15 protein-coding genes are annotated in these 19,070 nt (G+C 44.0%); 10 read left to right on the plus strand and 5 right to left on the minus strand.

The features are described 5' to 3' along the window. The first annotated feature begins 9 nt into the window (after positions 1 to 9). Genes SCB77_RS11075 through SCB77_RS11090 form a run of 4 tightly spaced genes read left to right on the plus strand, consistent with a single transcriptional unit; the run spans position 10 to position 7,828 of the window. Positions 10 to 2,307, plus strand: coding sequence for a Gldg family protein (locus SCB77_RS11075; RefSeq protein ID WP_320186502.1), 2,298 nt, complete (start codon positions 10 to 12; stop codon positions 2,305 to 2,307). Positions 2,308 to 2,309: 2 nt separating this feature from the next. Next, positions 2,310 to 3,650, plus strand: coding sequence for a MutS-related protein (locus SCB77_RS11080; protein WP_320186503.1), 1,341 nt, complete (start codon positions 2,310 to 2,312; stop codon positions 3,648 to 3,650). Beyond that, positions 3,647 to 4,993, plus strand: coding sequence for a MutS-related protein (locus tag SCB77_RS11085; RefSeq protein ID WP_320186504.1), 1,347 nt, complete (start codon positions 3,647 to 3,649; stop codon positions 4,991 to 4,993). The genes SCB77_RS11080 and SCB77_RS11085 overlap by 4 nt, the downstream gene beginning before the upstream one ends. Positions 4,994 to 4,996: 3 nt before the next feature. Next, positions 4,997 to 7,828 carry a M16 family metallopeptidase gene (locus SCB77_RS11090; RefSeq protein WP_320186505.1) on the plus strand — a complete coding sequence of 944 codons (2,832 nt, stop codon included), beginning with the start codon at positions 4,997 to 4,999 and terminating at the stop codon, positions 7,826 to 7,828. A 323-nt stretch (positions 7,829 to 8,151) separates the two neighbouring features. Here the strand turns inward: SCB77_RS11090 and SCB77_RS11095 are convergent, their stop codons facing one another. The 5 genes from SCB77_RS11095 to SCB77_RS11115 are packed head-to-tail and all read right to left on the minus strand — an operon-like array spanning position 8,152 to position 13,319. After that, the gene (locus SCB77_RS11095; protein WP_320186506.1) at positions 8,152 to 9,777 is read right to left on the minus strand and encodes an FAD-dependent oxidoreductase; all 1,626 of its coding nucleotides are present in this window, start codon (positions 9,775 to 9,777) and stop codon (positions 8,152 to 8,154) included. Continuing rightward, positions 9,755 to 11,269: a polyamine aminopropyltransferase gene (locus tag SCB77_RS11100; RefSeq protein ID WP_320186507.1), complete on the minus strand. Its 1,515-nt coding sequence runs from the start codon at positions 11,267 to 11,269 to the stop codon at positions 9,755 to 9,757. The genes SCB77_RS11095 and SCB77_RS11100 overlap by 23 nt, the downstream gene beginning before the upstream one ends. Further along, the gene (locus SCB77_RS11105; protein ID WP_320186508.1) at positions 11,262 to 11,480 is read right to left on the minus strand and encodes a DUF350 domain-containing protein; all 219 of its coding nucleotides are present in this window, start codon (positions 11,478 to 11,480) and stop codon (positions 11,262 to 11,264) included. The genes SCB77_RS11100 and SCB77_RS11105 overlap by 8 nt, the downstream gene beginning before the upstream one ends. Before the next feature lie 18 nt (positions 11,481 to 11,498). Further along, the gene (locus SCB77_RS11110) at positions 11,499 to 12,905 is read right to left on the minus strand and encodes a hypothetical protein (protein WP_320186509.1); all 1,407 of its coding nucleotides are present in this window, start codon (positions 12,903 to 12,905) and stop codon (positions 11,499 to 11,501) included. Positions 12,906 to 12,908: 3 nt separating this feature from the next. Beyond that, complete coding sequence (locus tag SCB77_RS11115) at positions 12,909 to 13,319, minus strand: S-adenosylmethionine decarboxylase family protein (protein WP_320186510.1); 411 nt, start codon at positions 13,317 to 13,319, stop codon at positions 12,909 to 12,911. Positions 13,320 to 13,404: 85 nt separating this feature from the next. Here SCB77_RS11115 and SCB77_RS11120 point away from each other — a divergent pair, with 85 nt between their 5' ends. The 6 genes from SCB77_RS11120 (at position 13,405) to SCB77_RS11145 (ending at position 19,067) form a co-directional block, all read left to right on the plus strand. Beyond that, positions 13,405 to 13,632: a cyclic nucleotide-binding domain-containing protein gene (locus SCB77_RS11120; protein WP_320186511.1), complete on the plus strand. Its 228-nt coding sequence runs from the start codon at positions 13,405 to 13,407 to the stop codon at positions 13,630 to 13,632. After that, a complete protein-coding gene (locus SCB77_RS11125) occupies positions 13,619 to 13,975 on the plus strand; it encodes a Crp/Fnr family transcriptional regulator (protein ID WP_320186512.1) in 357 nt (118 codons plus the stop codon). Before SCB77_RS11120 ends, SCB77_RS11125 begins: the two co-directional genes overlap by 14 nt. Positions 13,976 to 14,608: 633 nt before the next feature. Beyond that, on the plus strand, positions 14,609 to 15,034 hold the full coding sequence (locus SCB77_RS11130; protein ID WP_320186513.1) for a nuclear transport factor 2 family protein: 426 nt from the start codon (positions 14,609 to 14,611) through the stop codon (positions 15,032 to 15,034). A gap of 967 nt (positions 15,035 to 16,001) precedes the next feature. Continuing rightward, on the plus strand, positions 16,002 to 16,901 hold the full coding sequence (locus SCB77_RS11135; RefSeq protein WP_320186514.1) for a hypothetical protein: 900 nt from the start codon (positions 16,002 to 16,004) through the stop codon (positions 16,899 to 16,901). Positions 16,902 to 17,006: 105 nt separating this feature from the next. Continuing rightward, entirely contained in the window at positions 17,007 to 18,218 is a 1,212-nt protein-coding gene (locus tag SCB77_RS11140) for a YcaO-like family protein (RefSeq protein ID WP_380936673.1), read from the plus strand. A gap of 6 nt (positions 18,219 to 18,224) precedes the next feature. Next, a complete protein-coding gene (locus tag SCB77_RS11145) occupies positions 18,225 to 19,067 on the plus strand; it encodes a SagB family peptide dehydrogenase (RefSeq protein WP_320186516.1) in 843 nt (280 codons plus the stop codon). The last annotated feature ends 3 nt before the right edge of the window (positions 19,068 to 19,070 follow it).

Raw genomic sequence — 19,070 nt, forward strand, 5'->3', positions numbered from 1 at the left:
TTTAAGCACATGAAAACAACACTCAAAATAGCCAAAACAGAGCTGCAAGTACTTTTTTACTCGCCTGTCGCTTGGCTCATCCTGATGATATTCACCTTTCAGATAGGTTTTTTGTTCACACAAAACTTTGAAGGCATGATCCGCGTGCAATCGATGAAAATAGATCTGGTCAATGCCACACAGAGTTTATTTTCATCGGCCTGGGGCGGTATCTATCCCAAAGTACAGAGCTACCTGTACCTTTACATGCCCTTGCTGACCATGAGTATCATGAGTCGCGAATACAGCAGTGGATCCATCAAGCTGCTCTACTCCTCGCCCATCACTAATAGCCAGATCATATTGGGCAAGTATATCGCCTTGTTGCTCTTTGGTTTGACGCTGACGCTTACGGTAGCCATATTTGCGCTGTTCACCATGTCGACACTGATCAATACAGACATCGCACCGTTATTGACTGGTGTCTTGGGGCTCTTTCTCTTGCTCTCTGCTTACAGCGCGGTGGGGTTATTTATGTCTTCACTAACCAGCTATAACATTGTGGCAGCCATTGGTACACTCTGTGTATTTGCCTTGATGAATTTTGGCCGTGGCCTTTGGCAGGACATTCCTTTTGTGCGCGAGATTACCTATTGGCTGGCTATAAATGGCCGCGTAGACACCTTTATCGCTGGGCTGATAACCTCGGAAGATTTCTTCTATTTTATTCTGGTCGATGTGCTGTTTATTGCCTTCACCATCTTCCGCTTGCAGGCGGTGCGCAAGAAGCAATCTGGGTTGCAGCACCTTATGCGTTTTGGTGGTGTGACGCTGCTTGTTTTTTTGGCTGGCTATATCAGTACGCTCCCTGCCCTTAAGGGATATTATGATAGCACCTATCAGAAAAGGAATACATTAACGGCCAGTAGTCAGGCCATTATGGCTAAATTGGATGGCGATTTTACGATAACCACCTATGTCAACATGCTGGAGGGCAATAACTTTATTGGCCTGCCCGCAGCCTACAAAGGTGACGTTGCTTCCTTTGAAAAATACATCCGTTTTAAACCGGAAACCAAAATGCGCTACGTGTATTACTACCACGATGCGGAAAACCCCATCCTTGATCGGCAGTTTCCAAACCTGAATACCGAGCAACGTCTGGATACGCTGAAAAAATTCAACAAATGGGATTTTGATATTGTGCCTTACAGTGCCATTCAGGATGAGGTTGACCTTTCAGACGAGGATTTCCGTTTTGTTCGCGTGCTGGAACGCGAGAACGGGCGCAAGACTTTCCTTCGGGTGTTCAACGATATGGTGCGTGTACCGACAGAGTCGGAAATCAGCGCGGCCATCAAACGATTGGTCATTGACCAGCTACCCGTCGTTGGTTTTGTGAGCGGACACGGCGAACGCGACAGCAAATCATCACAGGATCGCGACTATAAGACTATCACGCAGGAAAAAACCTTCCGCTACTCCATGGTCAACCAGGGTTTTGACTTCAAAGAGATTGACCTCACGAAGGATATTCCAGCAGATATTAATATTTTGGTTGTTGCCAACCCGCGTAAAAACTACAGCGAAAGTGAGCTGCAGATCCTGCACCGTTATGTAGAAAAAGGGGGGAACATGCTGCTTACCGGCGAGCCGGAACAAGCCGCCATCTTTAATGAAATAGCACGTCCGCTCGGCGTAACGCTGGAAGAAGGGGTGTTGGTAAAACAGCAGGAAGCCCTGCAGCCCGATTTGTTGACCTTGCAGCCTACTGCCGCAGGAGCCGACTTTTCGTTTTACCTCAAGCCCTTGATCTCCCGCCAAGAGGTGATCACCATGCCAGGCGCTGGTGGGTTAGTAGTCACTAAAGATAGCCCTTTTAAGGCAACGGCATTATTTGCGAGCGACAGCAGCGGCACGTGGAACGAACTGCAACAGGGCAATTTCATTGATGCCAAGCCGGCATTTGATCCGGAGCTGGGCGAAAAACAAGGGGCAAGACCTACCGTGCTGGCGCTCTCGCGAACATTGGGCAAAAAAGAGCAGAAAATTTTGGTGACTGGTGACGCCGACTGGATCAGCAACAGCGAACTGTTTATTCAGCGCAACCAGGTTAATGCCGTCAACTTTTCGCTGGTGAGCGCAGCCTTTTCTTGGCTTAGCGACGGGGAAGTGCCGGTGGATATGCGCCTGAAAGACCCTATCGATAAAACGCTGCGCATTGGCGAATCCAGCTGGACTTATTTTTCCATCTTATTTAAGATCATCATCCCGCTGGGCATGCTGGCCATTGGCTTGATTATCTGGATCAGAAGAAGGGGGCGTTAACCATGAGCTTGATAATCGATAAACAGACTGCCGACGATCTGGCCATTTTTGGCCAGCGTGGCAAGGAATCCGTCTTCGGCCTATTCAACAAAACAGCTACTGCAGGCGGTGCCACATTATTAGAAGAATGGTTTACTTATCCGCTTTCCAAGGGCAGCCAGATCGAAGAACGGGCGCAGACCATTGGGCATTTTATTGCGCACCCCGCCGTATTTCCTTTTGAGACCAGCCTCTTCGACCAAGCGTTATTTTATCTGGACATGGCCGATGAAAGAAGCCGTCTGCACCAAGGCAAACAGACCTTAAAGGAAAAAATGCAGGCCCTGCTTGGTGCAGATGATGCATACAATAAGGTGATTGCGGGCCTTGTGGCCTGCAGTGCTATCCTGCACGGTTGGAGAAATTTTCTCGAGCAATCCCAGACACAAGCAGCAGGTACGCTGGGTAGACAATTAAAAGATTTCGCCCGTCGATTGGAAGGCAGCGCGCTGGAAAGCATACCGCTATTGGATGAAAAAAAGAAGATAGACCGGCAGCAGGTTATCCTGTTGGACAATATTCTTCGTTTTGAAGAGAAGGATTTGTTTCAGGGCATGCTACGTGATATTTATACGCTTGATGTCTATATGGCGGCCGCAAGCGTTGCGCGTGAGCGCAATTTTGCCCTACCCAAGATCATCGTCGATGGCAGCGATACGCTACGCTACGAAGCTGTCTTTCACCCCTTGGTACCGCAGGCAAAGGGCAATAGCCTTTCTATGGATCGTCAACATAATATTACTTTTTTGACTGGCGCCAACATGGCCGGAAAATCGACTTTTATGAAGTCTTTGGGCATTGCGCTGTTCTTGGCTCACCTCGGGTTTCCTGTCCCGGCCAAAAGCCTAGAATTTTCGCCACGCGAAGCTATCTATACGTCCATCAACCTGCCCGACAACATCCAAATGGGCTACAGCCATTTTTATGCGGAGGTGCTTCGGGTCAAAAAGGTGGCGCAGCAGCTGGCTGAGGGGAAAAAGCTCTTTGTGATCTTCGATGAGATGTTTCGCGGAACAAATGTGAAAGATGCCTATGAGGGTACGGTGGCCGTTGTTGCCAAACTATACCAGCATCCGGGCTGCCAATTCGTGATTTCCACACACATTCTAGAAGCTGGTGAAGCGCTGCAGCACAGCCATCCCGACATCCGTTACGTTTTCTTGCCTACGATCCTGAAAAATGGTATCCCCCACTACACCTACCTCTTGCAGGAAGGCATCACGGCAGACCGACACGGCATGGTCATCATCCAAAACGAAGGTATTCTCGACCTATTAATCTCTAAAGAATCAAAACGCGTATGAGCTTCTTAACGGACAAACAGACACTGAAAGATCTCCATATACTGGGAAAATACCGACGTGATTCTATTTTCTCGGTTTTTAACTGTACCCAGACCTTCGGAGGCGAGCACCTATTGGAGAGAATGTTTCAACAGCCGTTGACCGGCCTAGCGGATATCAACAAGCGTAGCGATCTGGTTGCTTTCTTCAGGCGACAGGAGCAACAGCTCATCATCGATCTGGAGGATCTAGACCTCGCGCAAAACTTCATCAGCGGCGATGCTGGCGGCAGCATGCTACAGAGCGGTCTTTACATTTCCCGCAATTGGCTGTGGCAAAAACTTGGGCTTCCTGAAAACCAGACTCACTTTCAACGTGCCATCCGCGCGGTGGTCCGTTTGCTTGCTCAGCTCCGCGCTTACATCCAGAGCCTCGGAATCGAGCAGCATCAGCCATTGCTTGGCGACACCCCTTTAGCAAACCTTTGGATACTGGAAAGCAAAGAGCTGCACGCACTCGAAGAACAGCTCGCGCAGCACGCAGAAAATCTACCCTTTGCACTGGCCGTTCGCGGTGACTACCTGCTGCGCTACAGGTGGTCCGACGCTTTGCGTGATGCATTTTCGATGATCTACTTCATCGACACGTTTCAGTCCATCGCCCAAGTGGCCAATGCGCGGGGTTTCATCCGCGCCGAAGCTCGGCCTGCTGAAGAGCAGACCTTGCTTTTCAGTAATCTATACCACCCCACGGTGCCCAATGCCGTCGGCAATGATATTGCCTACAGCAAAGACAGCAACCTGATCTTTCTAACCGGCGCCAATATGGCCGGAAAGTCTACCTATATGAAGAGCCTGGGCATTGCCATCTATTTGGCACATATGGGCTTTCCTGTTCCCGCCGCACAGATGCAGTTTTCCATCAAGGAAGGTCTCTTTACGTCGATCAATGTTGAGGATGATATCAGCCTGGGTCATAGCCACTACTATGCCGAGGTGCTACGCGTGAAGACCGTAGCAGAGGCCGTTGCACAGGGAAAACAGTTGCTGGTGATCTTTGACGAGCTCTTTAAGGGTACCAACGTGAAGGATGCTTTTGAAGCCACCTTTGCCGTTACCGCAGCTTTCCAAAAGCATACTTCCTGCCAATACCTGATCTCTACACATATCGTGGAGGTGGGCGAGCAGTTGAAAACGGTAGCTCCGCAGGTGCAGTTCCTGAAAATGCCAACCATTATGCGTGGGCAGATACCGACCTACACCTACCGTGCCGAGCCGGGCATCAGTGCGGACAAGCACGGTATGGTGCTTATCCATAAAGAAAACGTACTCGAATTACTAGAAAAAAGCAGATCAAAATTTTAAAGCATGTACTTTAGACCCTTATTTTTAACAACACTGGCGCTATGGACCATGACCGCACAACCGGCGCTGTCCAACAACGTAGCGGAAACGTTTCAATCGCAGCCGCAGAACGGTGATGAAATTCCTTTAAACCCCCATGTAAAGGTGGGCAAGCTACCGAACGGATTCCAATATTTTATCCTGCGCAATGCCGAACCAAAAGAGCGCGTATTGCTTTACCTGGCCAACAAAGTTGGTTCCATACAGGAAACCGATAAGCAGCAGGGACTAGCCCATTTCTTGGAACACATGAATTTTAACGGCACAACACATTTCCCAAAAAATGCACTGGTCGATTACCTCCAAAAGTCGGGCATACGCTTTGGTGCCGACCTGAATGCCTACACGGGCTTTGAGGAAACGGTGTATCAGCTTCCCCTCCCGACCCAAGATCCCGAGCTGCTCAAACAGGGCATGCTTATTATGCGCGATTGGGCAGATGGTGCGCTACTGGAAGACGAGGAGATCGATCAGGAGCGTGGTGTCATACTCGAAGAGAAAAGACAGCGCGGCGGACTATCCCACCGCATGCAAGAAAAAACGTTCCCCTTGCTGACCAACCAGTCGCGCTACGCTTATCGTATGCCAATCGGTACTGAAGAGGTATTGAAAAACTTCAAGTACGCCGAAATCCGGAAGTTTCACAAAGACTGGTACCGCCCGGAGCTTCAGGCATTAATCGTTGTCGGCGACATCGATCCTGCGAAAATCGAGCAGGAAATCATCGCGCAGTTTTCGACCTTGAAGAATCCGAAAAACGCACCGAAATCGAAAAAATATAACATCCCTTTAAGCGGCAAAAACCAGTTTTTGGCATTTACCGATGAAGAGGTGACGCAGACCTCGCTCCAGATCCTGTACAAGCAGCAGGCAAAAAAGACCGAACGTTTAGCGGATTACAAAACTTCACTGGCCAAGAGCCTTTTTATCCAGCTGACCAATACACGTTTGGGCGAGCAAACACGTGAGGCGAAAACACCTTTCCTTGCTTCCTCGTTGAGCAATGGTGCGCTGCTCGCTAACCTCGAAACCAACGGCATACAGATCATGCCGAAGCCAGACAGCCTACAGTCCAGCATCCGTGCCGTTTACGCTACGTTAAAACAAATAACGGAATATGGCTTTACGAATACGGAGTTGGAACGCATCAAGGCAGACTATCGAACCATGCTGCAGCAGGGCCTTAAAGAATACGACAAGACACCGTCTAAAGCTTTTATGGACGAGATCTTGGCGCATTATATCAAAAATGAACCCGCTCCATCCTTTGAATTTCTACAACCTGTATTATTGAAGGCGGTCAATGAAATCACGTTGCAGGATCTGATGGCTTACCAAGCAGATTTTCAGGCGACCAGCAACCGCGACATGATACTGGTATACCCTCAGGCCAGCAAGGAGGTGCCACAGGAAGAAACGATCAACGCTTGGCTGAGCGAAGCCCTGCAACAGCCGGTTGCTCCCTACAAAGAGGAGATTGCAGAAACCGCGCTGCTTTCTTCTTTACCACAACCGGGCACGATTGTGAGCGAGAGCAAGGACGAAAAGGTCGGTACAGAGACGCTTGTGCTCAGCAATGGCGCAAAGGTTATCTTGAAGCCCACGACACTAAAAAACAATGAAATTCAGATCACCTCCTTCAGCCCCGGAGGTTATTCGCTTTACCCGTCGGCAGACTACCAATCGGCCGTCAATGCAACAAGCATCGTGGTCAACAGCGGTTTAGGGCCATTTAGCTCGTTACAGTTGTCGCGCTACCTCAACGGCAAAAATGCATCGGCAAGCCCGTTTATTAATGAAATCGGCGAGGGCATCAAAGCATATGGTAGCAAAGAGGACTTAAAAACCACCTTCGAGCTTATCTATGGTTATTTCACCGCAACACGACTGGATAAATCATTTAACGAAGCAAACTTGGAGAAATCCAAGATAGCACTTAAAAACAGGCATCTGCAAGCGAATGCTGTATTTACCGATAGCATCGCAACCCTGCTTTACGGCAACGATCCACGAAAAACTGGGCCTACAGCCGCGAAGATCGATCAGATAGACCTGGCACGTTCACTAGAAATTTTTCAGGATCGCTTTGCTGACGCATCCGATTTCACCTTTGTCATTGTGGGAAATATCGATCGTGAGCAACTAGATCCGCTACTTACCCAATACTTGGCTACACTTCCAAGCATTGGAAGGAAAGAGAAATTTGCAGATAACGGCGTTTACCCATCAGAAAAAGCAATAATTGCGTCGATCCACAAAGGGCATGAAGACAAGTCTACTGTCGCGATGGCCTATTTAAGCGCCTACCCAGACTACAGCGAGTACAATAACCTCTTGATGGATGCGCTGTCGAGCTGCCTTACTATCAAGCTAACGGAACGCCTTCGCGAAAAAGAAGGAGGTATCTACTCCATCAGCGTATCGCCATCGCTGGCCAAGAATCCACGCAAACGCTTCGGCATGAATATTTCATTCACGACCTCGCCCGAGCTGGTCGAGAAGTTGACGAACGCCACGCTGGAAGAAATTGACTTGATCGTTAAAAATGGCCCGAGCCAAGAGGATCTGGACAAGTATATCGCCGAGAAAGTGCTCAGCAGCGATCAACAGCTGGAGCATAACGAGTTCTGGTTATCCTACCTGCTTAGCAGTTCGGTCGACGGTTTAGAACCTGCGCGAATCTTTAAGGAGAAAGAGTTGATCAAAGCTATCAAAAAAGAAGAGATACAGTCTCTTGCCAAGAAATACCTAAGTAAAGAGCATTTCTTTCAATTTGTGCTTTACCCTGAAAAATAAAAATTAGGTTTTTGTTTCAATATCCGACATGTCGTGAGACATTTCATTGTTTAGTTTAGTTGCAGCCTGCCTCGTGCAGGCTGCTTTTTTGTATGTTTCTTTATGAAATATACCATCGTGTTTCCATCAATCCATGATTTCTGTTAAAAAATGCTAAATCCATCGTTGACGATCTCTTTGGCATATGATTTGAATGTTTACAAGTATTCATAATTTAGGTTAATAATTGGTTAGTTAGTAAAAATCCTGAAGCTCCCCGCTTCAGGATTTTTTTATGTTATAAAGGTTTGTGTACTGAAACATGCAAAACGTATCTACAAACACTAACCTTTAAAAACTTGCTTTGCTAAAACCTTGTCCGCCACATTAATCCCTTGATAAAAGGCTTCTTCGAAAATCGAGATACCGCTTAAATCACTGTGTGCAAAAAATATTTTTTCTTCTATGGGTTCAGCTAGGTGTTGTTTACTCGACGAGTTCAGAAATCCGGGAACCGGACAGATCATGCCGTGACCATGCCTGTAAATTTCCATAGATTGCACCTCTTCAGCAATTCCATAATGCGCAATAGAGAGATCATTCAATATAAATTGTTTCCACTGCTCATCTGTCCATTCAAAAAGTTGCGCACGACTTTTCTTGACATCTCCATCGTCCATACTATGATAGTAGGAAATTACAAATGGACTACTAAATTGCGCTAAGCTTTGCTGTTGTGCATAAACATAACCCAATCCCTTAGCGCCGTGAATCACATTATCCCATGCCAATGGTACACCATCTGCAAAAGGAAATTTATTTAAAACCAGGGTAGCAACAACCCACGGTACGTACGTAAAATCTTTAGTCAGTTTAGAACGTTCCGGTATCAAATATTGGTTAACAAATTGTGGACAACAGCTGATTACGAAATCGGCTGTTATTAACGAAGAACTATTTGATATTTCGTCGTAAACTAACACCTCAACACGATCGTCTTCAATGGATATTTTATAGGCCAGTTGTTCCGTCAAGACCTTCCCTTTAGATTTAGCTGTCAAATGACTTGTTAACCTTGCATTCCCTTCTTGCCAAGTCAATACATTATCGTAGTCGTCTATTAAATCGTGTTTACGTGCGGCAAAATAGTGTATTCCCGCGAATGCAGAAATATGTTTTGCACCTAGACCGTAATCGTCACGACAACAGTAATTCACGTAATTAAATAAGTATTCGCCACGATAACCTTCTTTCAGCATCCAGTCATGCATCGTGTACTGATCTAAGCTTGTCAATTCGTGTTGTTGAGAAGCGTGTGCAAGTGGTATATCAAAAACAAATTTATTGTCTTTACCTTTCTGACTTTGAAAATTGGTCATCTGCTTTAAGAACCTGGAAAACTCCTCGGTTTCGGCCTCTTCTAAGCCATAGCGAGGAATAAGCCCTTCTTGCCAAGTATTACGCAGAAATAGCCGTACTTGCGGTGCGAAAGAAAGTTGCTCCGGATCGAAAATTGGGTTGTCCTTCGCATCCCGTCCAATAATAATTTCACATTCTTCCAAAAAACGAATCAATGCCGTATTGGATCTGTTTGGAACAGGAAGATAATGCGCACCTAGGGGATATTTAGAAAATTCATTTTGATCACTTTTTGCATTTCCTCCGACCTTTTTTTCCATATCAATTAATAGAAAATCATGTAGACCTCCATTAGTCAATTGATAGGCCGCCGACAATCCGGACACTCCACCACCGAGAATAAGGATTGGTGTTTTTAACGTCTTCGAAGGTTTAGGGAAATCCGGAAATCTTAGACGATGACCAAGAACATGATGCGTTCCTGTAAGCTTTAAAAAGAGCTTGTTACCAGCCGATTTGCATGAAGATAAGAATCTAGAACCAACCGCAATGAAAATTGATAAGCTTAAGAATTTTCGTCGTGAAATATTAAATTTTGCTCCACTCTTCATCAAAATAACGAACTAAAATTTGGTTGTCTAACCGATTAATTTCAACCTCACGGTTAATCATATCTTTCGGGAAATCGATCAGCTTGGAAAAATTGTAATCATAAAACCTTAGATCGGCTACACGTTGGTTTGTACGATTAAAATTCACTTTCATATCAGGCGAAAAAATACAGAATCCCCATTCTCCGAAAGATGGTACATAGGCATGATAAGCACTAATATTGGGATAAACGGAAGCGATGGTTTCATGAATACACCAATACGATTTTGGCGCAAAATAAGGAGACGTCGTTTGTACAGATATGATACATTGAGGCTTCATAAGAGGCCGTAAACTTCTGTAAAAACTATTCGTATACAGTTTCCCAAGACTATAATTAGATGGATCAGGAAAGTCTATAATCATAACGTCAAATTGTTCCTGAGCTTCTTTTGCCCAAATAAAAGCATCTTGATTAACGACCGTAACGCGCGGGTCGTTTAAGGCATTTTTGTTATAGCTTCGCAGAATTTCATTCGTTTGAAAAAGTTTAGTCATACCTTCGTCGAGATCGACAAGAACGACTGATTCAACGGATTCATATTTCAGTATTTCCCGAACGGCTAAACCATCACCACCTCCTAGCACGAGTATTTTTTTTGGAGATTTGGACACAGACATCGCTGGATGTACCAGTACTTCATGGTACCGATATTCATCTTTGGTACTAAACTGTAAATTATTGTTTAGGAACAACTGATAATCGCCCATCGCTTCCGTTAAAACTATCCGTTGGTAGGGTGTAGAATGCTTGTAAATCACATTACTGCTATACAATTTACTTTCCGAGAATTTCAATAATTCATCAGAAAAATAAAAGGTCGTAGCAATAATAGCCAAGCAGGTCAACGATTTAATTTGCAGCTGTAATGGCTTTTTAAGCTGTTTTGAGAAATAGAATGACAACAGTACTCCTACAATGATATTGATTATCCCGAACAATAAAGAAGTTCCCATTACGCCTAACTTAGGAATAAGCACTATTGGGAAAAGAACCGAAGCAATCAAAGCACCGATATAGTCAAAAGCAAAGACATTAGACACAAGGTCTCGAAAATTCACGCGATCGCGAAGGATATTCATGAGCAATGGAATCTCCATTCCGCACAAACATCCGGTCAGAAACACGAATAAATAAAGTACAAATTGAAAATGTTCTACCTCTTGAAATAACAAAAATAGGACAACCGAACTTGTACCGCCGATCAACCCAATGAGCAACTCAATATCAATAAAACGATCGAACAGGTTCTTCGTGATAAACTTCGCCAGATAAGAACCTACGCCCATTGAGAAAAGATAGGTGCCGATTACAAAGGAAAACTGCTTTACAGAATCCCCTAAAAGATAACTCGCTAAGGCTCCGGCAACCAATTCATAGATTAATCCGCAAGTAGCAATAATAAACACCGCGATAAGCAGAAAAATTGCCAGATTTTTCTTTCTAACCATGAATAGCGGCAGCAATTATAATGGATATCCCAATAATAAAAGCAGCAAAAACAACTGCTAATGCGACATTCTTATTTTTTACAATCTCTTGCCAAGAATTTTCTGGTGTGAGTCTTTCCAAAATCCAATAAGCGAGTAAAAGTACGGCTATGCCAATCAGTGAATAAATAACTGAGGCCGCGATTCCTTTATAAAAAAAATCATAATTCATAGATGTTCTCCTTTCTTATTATTTATGACCTGTTCCGTAATCATTATAAGTTCTTCTATAATAATGCATACGAGATCCGGTGTATGTATGATCTTCTAATGCGCTGACTTTCGTACTTGTACTACATGTACCAGCATATCTGACAAAAAAATGTATCGTGTATTGGATAGCGAAAAGTAAAATAAGCACCGCCAAAAGCTTTTTAAACTTCAATACATCCATGTAAGTCGGCACTTGTTCTGTTAGTAAAGCGGAAGAAGAATTCATAGCGAAGAATTTTCTTCGATACAAAAGAATCGTCCCTATTAGTGCGATATAGATAAAAAGCAACGGAAAATAACTTATGCCTCCATAGATAACTTTATAATCTTCTTCTAACGCTATTGTAGTATTTACCTGTCTTGCCGAAGAGGTAGAAAAAATAAAGTGATAATTTCCTGGTGGGACTTTGCAAAAATCAGCCGTTATGCCTGCGGCATAATTGATATCGTTAGGTAGATGTCTGATTTCTTTCGTCTGGTAAACTTCATTTGTTTTTTCGTCGACTAATTTGACAGCTAACAGAAGCCCCTCTCGATTGGATTCGGAGATTCCGATAAAATCCAGTTGTTGTAATTCTTGGGACTCCAAAGCAAATGATTCGCCGATAAATTCGTTATTCGGCGTAGTACCTATGAATTTTTGATCAAAAGTAAATTCGTAGGATTTTAAAAATGGCTGATTGAGTATGTAGAACGAAGCTCCTAAGGCTAGCACCATACATAATGAAATCACAAACAATCGTTTTGAGACGATGGATTTCCGTTCTACATAACGATGATATTGATTAAAAAAACTGTAATAACGTTTTTCATCCCAATAAGTCCCCTGATAACACTCTTCACGATCTTCTATATATTCTCTGGAAATCAGCTTATTTTCGTCGTTGTTTTTAATGTACGTTAACGTAGTGGATTCTTTTTCTAAATCCTCAAAAACAAAGCCTTCAGCATAAGAAACATGTTGACTGTCAGAATAAGTCATTTCATAAGTTCCTTTTTTGTAACGACAGTTATTGTCGGAAGTGAACGTCAATTCGTGGCGCGGAACTTCTTTCAGCACACAAGCGTAATCACTACCATCGCTAAAGTAAACCGTTCTTTTTGTATGTGTCAACCCTACGTATTCATTGGAATACTCTTGAAACTTATTAAAGCGCTGTATTTTCGTGATAATTGTAAATTGACTACGGTCATAGGAAATATGTTCACCAATTGTAGCCCAAAGAACATGCTCTGGTTTGTTGAAAGTTTTAACAAAAACCCAATTTTCAGGATTGTCTCCTTTAAAATAACTGTGACAGTTGACACAGATAAAACCAAGGTAATCCGTTATTGTAAAATTGAAGACATGTTTGTGCTGACATTTTGGACAAATGATATTCATATCCTATCGATTTACAGTGATTTCCTTAACAACTTTCGATTGAAAATATGCTTTAAACACTTGGCTCAGGCCTTCAACCTTCTCCGTATTATCTCTTAAGTAATTGCAGAGATAAATATCCAAAGTTAACTGTTTAAATTCAGGCCAGGTATGAATACAGATATGGGATTCCATCAAACAAATGGCGACTGTAAATCCGCCACCATCGAAAGTATGCGTTGATAGCCCAACGATATTTAACTTGTTCTTTTCAATTTCTACGGTGGCCGTTGCAAGAAAGTCGTCTATATTTTTTAAAAGACTTTCTTCATCAACTTGTAATGTGAGCAATTTATGTGTGCCGGGATTGTACTGCGCAGTCATTGAGTTAATCAATTGGATTTCCTTCAAATATAGTAAATCATTTAGTTTCAAAAAACCGATTTAATTCCGGCGGGATTTTCTTCTCACAGTCTGACAAAATGTTTGACAAGATGATTATGCAACAAATGAAATAACGATGATAGCGACATTGATCAACTATGTACTGCAATTTGGACAGCTTAATGCGCAGCAAATTGACTATATCAGTGACAAGGCGAAGATAGTGCACCTCCAGAAAGAAGACTATTTTTCCAAAGCTGGAAAGACTGCACGAAAAGTAGGCTTTATTGTCGACGGAGTCATGCGTGTTTGTTATTATGACAATCAAGGTGCAGAAATCACGATGTATTATGGAAGAACATAATTTTGTAGTCGATTTAGACAGCTTCGATAACAACATCCCTTCCTCGGCTTATGTACAGGCGATCACGGATTGCACACTCATCATATTTACAAGAAAAGATTGGGAAGACCTCACGAATACCATTATCGGATGGGAAAGTATCGTGCACAAGATCGTCAAAAAATCCGTGATCCAAAAATTAGACGGAAGGAGTCCACTGGTTTCCGAAGACGCTACTACGCGCTATTTTGCCTTTATGGAAAAATATCCGCAGCTCCTCCATCGCATCCCACGGTCCTACTTAGCGTCCTATCTCGGCATTACCCAATCCTCGTTAAGCCGTATACGAAAGAACATCAGTTAAGTGAATGGCAGCTTAGCTTATCCAAATCAAGGGCTATGAATATTTTGAAACTAGTGAGTGTCGAAGAAATCCAACATATTTGTTAACGAACCGTTAATTAGCGACCCAAAAATTACTTTGCAACGGAATTTGAAAACATAGTAGTATTCATAATTTAGGTTAGTAAAGATCCTGAAGCCTCCCGCTTCAGGATTTTTTGTTCATACGCCATTAAGGCAGTACAGTACATGGCAAAGATCGTCCATAGTTCCTAGCGCGTTGTGATTTCCGCCATCGACAAAGCAAAGCGGAACCCGTCATTTATGCCTCCATATCTTCTACTTGTCCAATGGCGAACATCTTATTGTTCGTTATCGAACAGCTAAATGAATACGCAAAAACATAATAAACTCATAATCTATTACTTACCATTTTTGGCAAAGCGGTTGCATCCGTCTTTACAGATAGCAAGCGGCGAATAGTGTGGTTAAGCCCATCGGTAAAGATTTCACCGATCAAAGCTCCACATTTACCGAGAAACAGCCGCAATCCATCTAATAGATATTCAATAGAAAGTATTAGCGCTGTACTTTTGAGGTATCAAATAGGAAATAACAACATTAAAATATTAAAAGACATTAAAAAAACACTACCATGAAAAAGACATTAACAACCATCGCAGCAGCCATCATCATGATCAGCTCATTCTCTTCTTTCGCAGCAGAGAAAAACAATCCGTTAAAGAACGTAGAATCGACAAAGATTATCAATACCTACTTGGAAGCAACCACGCTTGGCAGTATCGAATTAAATAAATTCCTTTTTGCTGATGATTTCCAGTACAGCAACAGTGCAAACAATGACACATTCAACAAGCGCGAATACACCGCTTTCTTAAAAGCACACAAAGGCGTAAACTTTGACTGTAAGACAAGCTATGAAATCTTGGATCAAAGTGGAAAGGCTTGCATGGCAAAAGCAACGATGGTTTTTGAGAAATTTACGCGTGTAGATTACATCACCTTGAGTCAGGATCAGGATGGTTGGAAAGTAAGCAAGGTTGTGACTACTTACCCTTAATAGCATAAAGATTTTTGTTTCAATACCGCCATGTCGCGAGACATTGCATTGTTTAGTTTAGTTATAAAGTCTGCAGCCTTGCAGACTTTGTTGTTTTTTAAAGACATGTACTTTTTATCGGAGTTCAGGTAGCTCGGCTGGCTACTTTTCATATAACGAATCCTATTGCTATTACCTAAAACATCAAAGCGATTACACATCGCGTACTACCAATTTTTATACAATTACCCGAGAATTGTACGCGCGAATCCAATCGAGAGTTCTTACTTGGCATTTGCAGGAAATTCACCGCATTAGCGGCCTTAGGATACAACATCTAGCAGTTATGCCATAATACCTATTGAGGTGGAGGCCAAACAGAAACACGAAAGGCTATCGAAATAGCCGCGAACACAAACATGTTAAAACACTTAAAATCAATGGGTAACGGCTATTTTCAAAAAAAGTTTTGTTAAAATTCAATTGTTACAGAAACTTCATAGACTATGAAAAATTTAACAATTTGTATTTTTATCGGATCGCCACATAATCTTTGTTTTTGACATCGTTATCCCATAAAATAAAAAAACGACACACTTAGTAGGCTTTTTTATAAAAAATAATTATTCTTTTTTTTATATATAGCTTTATTGTGGCGGAACCGAAAAGCCAATCTTAATCTCTCCAGATTAAGAATAAACAACAGAGTAGGACCATTGTAAATTTTTTTAATATGAAAAGGACACTAAGTTTGACCATCCAAGAGGTAGAGAACCGAAACATGCCGACCTTTTTAAGTGAAACAGCACTTTCAGTCGCAAGATGTACCTCGACTTGTACGACATGTACCTGTTCTTGCTGTTGCAACAATGGAGACCAACAAGAGATGGTATCTGCCCTCTAACTGGATTTAATAGCTTTGGGGCTATTGATCCCCAAAGCTATTTCAAATCCGATGCATTTTACTAACCTTTTTTATTTTGCACATATGAGCACGAAGAGCATCTCGTTAAAAAACCTGAGTATCTATAAAAATGCGGAACGCACTTACATCGGCCGAGGCGATGGCTACCTTTCCGTACTGGAAGGGGAAGACGTATTCTTGGTGAATGACATCTTTTCGGCATTGTTGGACAACGACAAAAAGCTGACCTATCAAGAACTACAGCAGTCTATCGTGGAGAAACATACCGTTGACGACAGCTTTTTTGATGACATCATCAACTGGCTGACCTCAAATGGAATACTGATACTAGAAGATGACAACGCGAGCTCGCCAGAGGCACAACAGCTCAACTTAGCCATCATAGGCCTGCCCGACGATGAAACGGAGATCCTATTGCAGAAGCTGCAAGAGGCAATGGGCGAGGAGGTGAAAATAGCCGCACAGCACCTAGATGGATTAGCCAACGCTGAAAACAGTGCCGCTTTGCTATTTACACCAATCCTGGACAAGTCCATCAGCAACTGGGCACAACAACTTTACGAAAGCAACATTCCGCATATCTATTTAGATTTTTCACCCTATACAGTCACCCTAGGACCAGCGGTCATTCCCTCCATCAAAACGCCTTGCCTGAAATGCTTTGCCCGCCGCAGGATTGCAAATACGGCAGATCCCAAAAACTACATGAAACTGATCCGGCTGGATAACGAGGTGTTGACCAAGACCTCGTTTTTGGATAGCAATTTCCATCGCACCTTGCTGGAATGGCTTGCCGGTGAATTGCTACGCTTGATAGCTTCCAAATGGACCTCTGCCGGCATTGTTGCCAAATCTAAATCCATCAACTTTGCCACAGACGAGTTTGAAACGGCCAAGATCATTAAAACCGTAAATTGTGAGGTGTGCAACCCTCACTTGGTTTTCAGGGCATTAAACGGGTAGCACATGAGGACACATAACGCCAACCGCGAGGTTACGAAATACCTATCAGGCTCATTTGCCGGGTTTCTATCGGGAAACATCTACTTTATTCCGAACAGGCTTTTCATGCCCAAAGAGCTACACCATACAGCCTGCGAAGGCCGCAACTTGCAGTATGTGGGCGCACAGCTGGACAGCTTGTCTGGCGGCTCCATTTCTTTTGATAAGAAATCGGCTATCCTATCCACCTTCGGCGAGTTTATCGAGCGCTATAGTGCCTCGTTCCAGAGTGAGCATAGCCACAAACTGCACCGAGGCATCAGCTACCGCGAGCTCGAGAAAACGGAAAATGTGGTCGATGTCAAGTACCTGAGGCATTACCAAGAAACACAGTTCGGGCAGGCTAATTTTCCATTTGCACGGTTAGAACCCGATGATCCGATCGACTGGGTAAAGGGGCATTGCCTTTTGCACAACGAAAGCTTCTATTATCCAGCAGAGCTCGTATTTCTACCTTACAAGCTCAGCGGGAGCAAGCATTATTGGGCACAAACTTCGACAGGTCTATCGGCACATATCACGGCCGACTTGGCTATGGCCGGCGGCTACCTGGAGTGCGAGGAGCGCAATGCCTTCAGCCAGTGGTGGTATCGCCAAGATAAGATCGACTTCATCAAATACGACGCGCAAACGGTACTCAGCGAGTGCCCCTCGGAACAGATCCGCATCCTGTTTGCCAATGATCGTGTCAAGCTTGATGTGTATGACCTTGGCGAGTTTTCCAATGTGGAAACGGTAGTCTGTTTTTTGCAGTTCGAGTACAAGAACCATCCCTATATATCCATCGGCTGCTCCTCACGGTTTTCCAAAGAAGAGGCCATCACAAAGGCTTGCTTGGAGGCCTATCAGGGGATTGATTTTGCGATACTCTTGTGCAACAAAGAGGGCTGGATAGATGACGCCAAGGATGATTTCTCCAAATTAGATGAGTTTGATAAGCATTTTGCCTACTATAATAAGTTTTTGGACATCCGACAGCACGTACCGATCTATTTGGATCTGCTGCACAACAGCTCTGGATACCGCAACAGGCTTGTCCATTTCCCGGGCAAGGTCAGCCACTTCGACCGAGCAGAAATACAGCAGAAGGCCACAAACATCAACTATTTACTGACCTTTGATGTGGCGACATCCGATGCTCGGCATTGCGGCTACCATGTGTATAGGGTCGTGGTTCCAGGGTTTCACCTGCTGACAGGGAATTACAACACCCCATTTTTAGGTTTCTTCGAGGAAAACGAAGAGCTATTCACCCATTTTCCTCACCCTTTTCCATAATCTGCCATGATCTTTACGAACAACCTATTTAACGACTACATCTCGAGCTGCACGCGCGACTTTATCGAGACATCCAAACTGCAGGTCTACGACGTGCAAGATTATGCGATGCATATCTCGGGCATTATGTCCAGCGACTACTACATGAAGGAGATCTTCAACTCCACCTTGGAGCTGGGCAATGTAAAAACAGTGGCACTGCCAGCATATGAATCATCAGAAGCGCTACGCATTTGGCACAAGATAAACAAAGCAAGGAGGTGCATACGGCATTTCTCGGCCACCGAGCAACTGAACTTGCACGAGCTGTCATCGCTATTGCAGAACACTTTATTCATCAGCCGCGTCGATGCACATGGTAACGATGTCAAACACCGAAACATCCCCTCGCCGGGAGGCCTCTATCCCATCGACCTCTACTACCTGAACCTAAAGGCTATCGACGGGCTGGAGGTGGGCGCCTATTACTATGATCTACACCAAGGCAGCCTCAAAAAGGTATCGGATGAGACCATTGATGCGGCATTCCGCGAAAAAGTGTTTGATGCATTCTCCGTGACGGAGGGTGTGCCCACAGATATCGATTTCTTCAACGCCAGCGGCGTGGTCATTCTGGGTGGCACATTGAACCGCACGGCTTTCAAATATTTGGACCGAGGCATCAAATGGGTGTTCACCGAGGCGGGCTCCCTGATGAACAATATACAGCTTGTCGCCACGGCACAGGGAGGTGTGGGCACCTGCCCCTGCGCGGGCTTTATCGATGATGCCATCGCCGAGATCATCAATTTCAGGTCTATTGATCAAGTACCCATTATCAGCATAGTCGTGGGCAAACCCGTTAAGTAGTCA

It is taken from the genome of Sphingobacterium bambusae, from assembly GCF_033955345.1.
Lineage (GTDB): Bacteria > Bacteroidota > Bacteroidia > Sphingobacteriales > Sphingobacteriaceae > Sphingobacterium > Sphingobacterium bambusae.

Coding starts and splice junctions, on each gene's coding strand:
- SCB77_RS11130 (WP_320186513.1), top strand. CDS start 14,609: ATGAAAAAGACATTAACAACCATCGCAGCAGCCATCATCATGATCAGC.
- SCB77_RS11140 (WP_380936673.1), top strand. CDS start 17,007: ATGCCCAAAGAGCTACACCATACAGCCTGCGAAGGCCGCAACTTGCAG.
- SCB77_RS11075 (WP_320186502.1), top strand. CDS start 10: ATGAAAACAACACTCAAAATAGCCAAAACAGAGCTGCAAGTACTTTTT.
- SCB77_RS11105 (WP_320186508.1), bottom strand. CDS start 11,480: ATGAATTATGATTTTTTTTATAAAGGAATCGCGGCCTCAGTTATTTAT.
- SCB77_RS11090 (WP_320186505.1), top strand. CDS start 4,997: ATGTACTTTAGACCCTTATTTTTAACAACACTGGCGCTATGGACCATG.
- SCB77_RS11085 (WP_320186504.1), top strand. CDS start 3,647: ATGAGCTTCTTAACGGACAAACAGACACTGAAAGATCTCCATATACTG.
- SCB77_RS11080 (WP_320186503.1), top strand. CDS start 2,310: ATGAGCTTGATAATCGATAAACAGACTGCCGACGATCTGGCCATTTTT.
- SCB77_RS11135 (WP_320186514.1), top strand. CDS start 16,002: ATGAGCACGAAGAGCATCTCGTTAAAAAACCTGAGTATCTATAAAAAT.
- SCB77_RS11125 (WP_320186512.1), top strand. CDS start 13,619: ATGGAAGAACATAATTTTGTAGTCGATTTAGACAGCTTCGATAACAAC.
- SCB77_RS11100 (WP_320186507.1), bottom strand. CDS start 11,269: ATGGTTAGAAAGAAAAATCTGGCAATTTTTCTGCTTATCGCGGTGTTT.
- SCB77_RS11095 (WP_320186506.1), bottom strand. CDS start 9,777: ATGAAGAGTGGAGCAAAATTTAATATTTCACGACGAAAATTCTTAAGC.
- SCB77_RS11110 (WP_320186509.1), bottom strand. CDS start 12,905: ATGAATATCATTTGTCCAAAATGTCAGCACAAACATGTCTTCAATTTT.
- SCB77_RS11120 (WP_320186511.1), top strand. CDS start 13,405: ATGATAGCGACATTGATCAACTATGTACTGCAATTTGGACAGCTTAAT.
- SCB77_RS11145 (WP_320186516.1), top strand. CDS start 18,225: ATGATCTTTACGAACAACCTATTTAACGACTACATCTCGAGCTGCACG.